This is a genomic window from Cryobacterium sp. TMT2-18-2 (assembly GCF_004402245.1).
GTDB lineage: Bacteria > Actinomycetota > Actinomycetes > Actinomycetales > Microbacteriaceae > Cryobacterium > Cryobacterium sandaracinum.
The window spans coordinates 1-3,277 of record NZ_SOFU01000016.1 but is presented as its reverse complement, the minus strand read 5'-3'; the positions used below and the strand labels follow the sequence as shown (position 1 = coordinate 3,277).

Annotated in this window: 1 rRNA gene; it reads left to right on the top strand. The window is 53.2% G+C overall.

The features are described 5' to 3' along the window. Positions 1–41 precede the first annotated feature (41 nt). Positions 42–3,170 (top strand): 23S ribosomal RNA (locus E3O22_RS05240). Positions 3,171–3,277: the final 107 nt, after the last annotated feature.

The following is a 3,277-nucleotide window of genomic DNA, read 5'->3' as shown; positions in this document are numbered from 1 at the left end:
GCGAATTTATTCGTGACACCAATCGATTCAAACTCATGTGATTTCAAATTTCTAAGAGCAAACGGTGAATGCCTTGGCATGTAGAGCCGAAGAAGGACGTAGTAATCTGCGATAAGCCTCGGGGAGTTGATAAACGAACTGTGATCCGAGGATTTCCGAATGGGGAAACCCCGCCAGGCCCTTTGGGTGACCTGGTGACTCCCGCCTGAATATATAGGGCGGGTAGAGGGAACGTGGGGAAGTGAAACATCTCAGTACCCACAGGAAGAGAAAACAATAGTGATTCCGTTAGTAGTGGCGAGCGAAACCGGATGAGGCTAAACCGATCATGTGTGATAGCCGGCAGGCGTTGCATGGTCGGGGTTGCGGGACTTTTCTGCTGCTTCTGCCGAACAGTGAGGGTTAGAGCGTTGTATAGACGAACAGGATTGAAAGCCTGGTCATAGAGGGTGCGAACCCCGTAGTCGAAATGCAGTTATCGCCCGAAGAGTATCCCAAGTAGCACGGGGCCCGAGAAATCCCGTGTGAATCCGTCAGGACCACCTGATAAGCCTAAATACTCCTACATGACCGATAGTGAACAAGTACCGTGAGGGAAAGGTGAAAAGTACCCCGGGAGGGGAGTGAAATAGTACCTGAAACCGTTTGCTTACAAACCGTTGGAGCCAGCTTTGTTCTGGTGACAGCGTGCCTTTTGAAGAATGAGCCTGCGAGTTAGTGATATGTGGCGAGCTTAACCCGAGAGGGGAATGCGTAGCGAAAGCGAGTCTGAATAGGGCGATTCAGTCGCATGTCCTAGACCCGAAGCGAAGTGATCTATCCATGGCCAGGTTGAAGCGACGGTAAGACGTCGTGGAGGACCGAACCCACTTCAGTTGAAAATGGAGGGGATGAGCTGTGGATAGGGGTGAAAGGCCAATCAAACTTCGTGATAGCTGGTTCTCTCCGAAATGCATTTAGGTGCAGCGTTGCGTGTTTCTTGCCGGAGGTAGAGCTACTGGATGGCCGATGGGGCCTAAAAGCTTACTGACGTCAGCCAAACTCCGAATGCCGGTAAGTGAGAGCGCAGCAGTGAGACGGTGGGGGATAAGCTTCATCGTCGAGAGGGAAACAACCCAGACCACCAACTAAGGTCCCAAAGCGCGTGCTAAGTGGGAAAGGATGTGGAGTTGCACAGACAACCAGGAGGTTGGCTTAGAAGCAGCCACCCTTGAAAGAGTGCGTAATAGCTCACTGGTCAAGTGATTCCGCGCCGACAATGTAACGGGGCTCAAGCACGCCACCGAAGTTGTGGCATTGATATTTTTGGTAAGCCGCACCCTTGTGGTGTTGGTTCAGCCGTGTTGATGGGTAGGAGAGCGTCGTGTGGCCAGCGAAGCGGCGGTGTAAACCAGCCGTGGAGGCTACACGAGTGAGAATGCAGGCATGAGTAGCGAAAGACGGGTGAGAAACCCGTCCTCCGAAAGATCAAGGTTTCCAGGGCCAGGCTAATCCGCCCTGGGTAAGTCGGGACCTAAGGCGAGGCCGACAGGCGTAGTCGATGGACAACGGGTTTATATTCCCGTACTGGCGAAAAACCGCCCAAACTAATCCAGTAATGCTAAGCATCTGAATCCCCTAGATGGATCCCTTCGGGGTGAAGCGTGGGGCCTAGCGTGCGACCCTATGTTGGTGCGGTTAGCGTATTAACAGGTGTGACGCAGGAAGGTAGCTGAGCCGGGCGATGGTTGTCCCGGTCTAAGGATGTAGGCCGAGAGATAGGCAAATCCGTCTCTCATATAAGGCTGAGACCCGATGGGTAGTCCTCACGGACGAAATCAGTGATCCTATGCTGCCAAGAAAAGCATCGACGCGAGGTTTTAGTCACCCGTACCCCAAACCGACTCAGGTGATCAGGTAGAGAATACTAAGGAGATCGAGAGAATCGTGGTTAAGGAACTCGGCAAAATGCCCCCGTAACTTCGGGAGAAGGGGGGCCTGAGGCGTGAAGGGATTTACTCCTGGAGCGTTCGAAGGCCGCAGAGACCAGTGGGAAGCGACTGTTTACTAAAAACACAGGTCCGTGCCAAGTCGCAAGACGATGTATACGGACTGACGCCTGCCCGGTGCTGGAAGGTTAAGAGGAACGGTTAGCCGCAAGGCGAAGCTGAGAATTTAAGCCCCAGTAAACGGCGGTGGTAACTATAACCATCCTAAGGTAGCGAAATTCCTTGTCGGGTAAGTTCCGACCTGCACGAATGGCGTAACGACTTCCCAGCTGTCTCAACCGCGAACTCGGCGAAATTGCATTACGAGTAAAGATGCTCGTTACGCGCAGCAGGACGGAAAGACCCCGTGACCTTTACTACAGCTTGGTATTGGTGTTCGGTGTGGCTTGTGTAGGATAGGTGGGAGACTGTGAAGCTTGGACGCTAGTTCAGGTGGAGTCAACGTTGAAATACCACTCTGGTCATATTGGATATCTAACTTCGAACCGTGATCCGGTTCAGGGACAGTGCCTGGTGGGTAGTTTAACTGGGGCGGTTGCCTCCTAAAAAGTAACGGAGGCGCCCAAAGGTTCCCTCAACCTGGTTGGCAATCAGGTGTCGAGTGTAAGTGCACAAGGGAGCTTGACTGTGAGACTGACAAGTCGAGCAGGGACGAAAGTCGGGACTAGTGATCCGGCAGTGGCTTGTGGAAGCGCTGTCGCTCAACGGATAAAAGGTACCTCGGGGATAACAGGCTGATCTTGCCCAAGAGTCCATATCGACGGCATGGTTTGGCACCTCGATGTCGGCTCGTCGCATCCTGGGGCTGGAGTAGGTCCCAAGGGTTGGGCTGTTCGCCCATTAAAGCGGTACGCGAGCTGGGTTTAGAACGTCGTGAGACAGTTCGGTCCCTATCCGCTGCGCGCGCAGGAAATTTGAGAAGATCTATCCCTAGTACGAGAGGACCGGGATGGACGAACCTCTGGTGTGTCAGTTGTTCCGCCAGGAGCACCGCTGATTAGCTACGTTCGGAACGGATAACCGCTGAAAGCATCTAAGCGGGAAGCCGGCTTCGAGATGAGATTTCCATCCCTTCGGGGGAGAGGCTCGCAGCTAGACTACTGCGTTGATAGGCCGGATGTGGAAGAGGGGACTAAAGACCCTCGGAGCTGACCGGTACTAATAAGCCAATAATTTGATAACACACCAGTTTGAATAAGCTGCAAGCGTCCACTATGTGGTTCTCGATGTACGGTCGAGAACAACGCCCACACCGGCAACACACCGTGTGAGGGCTCTATAACTAAAAA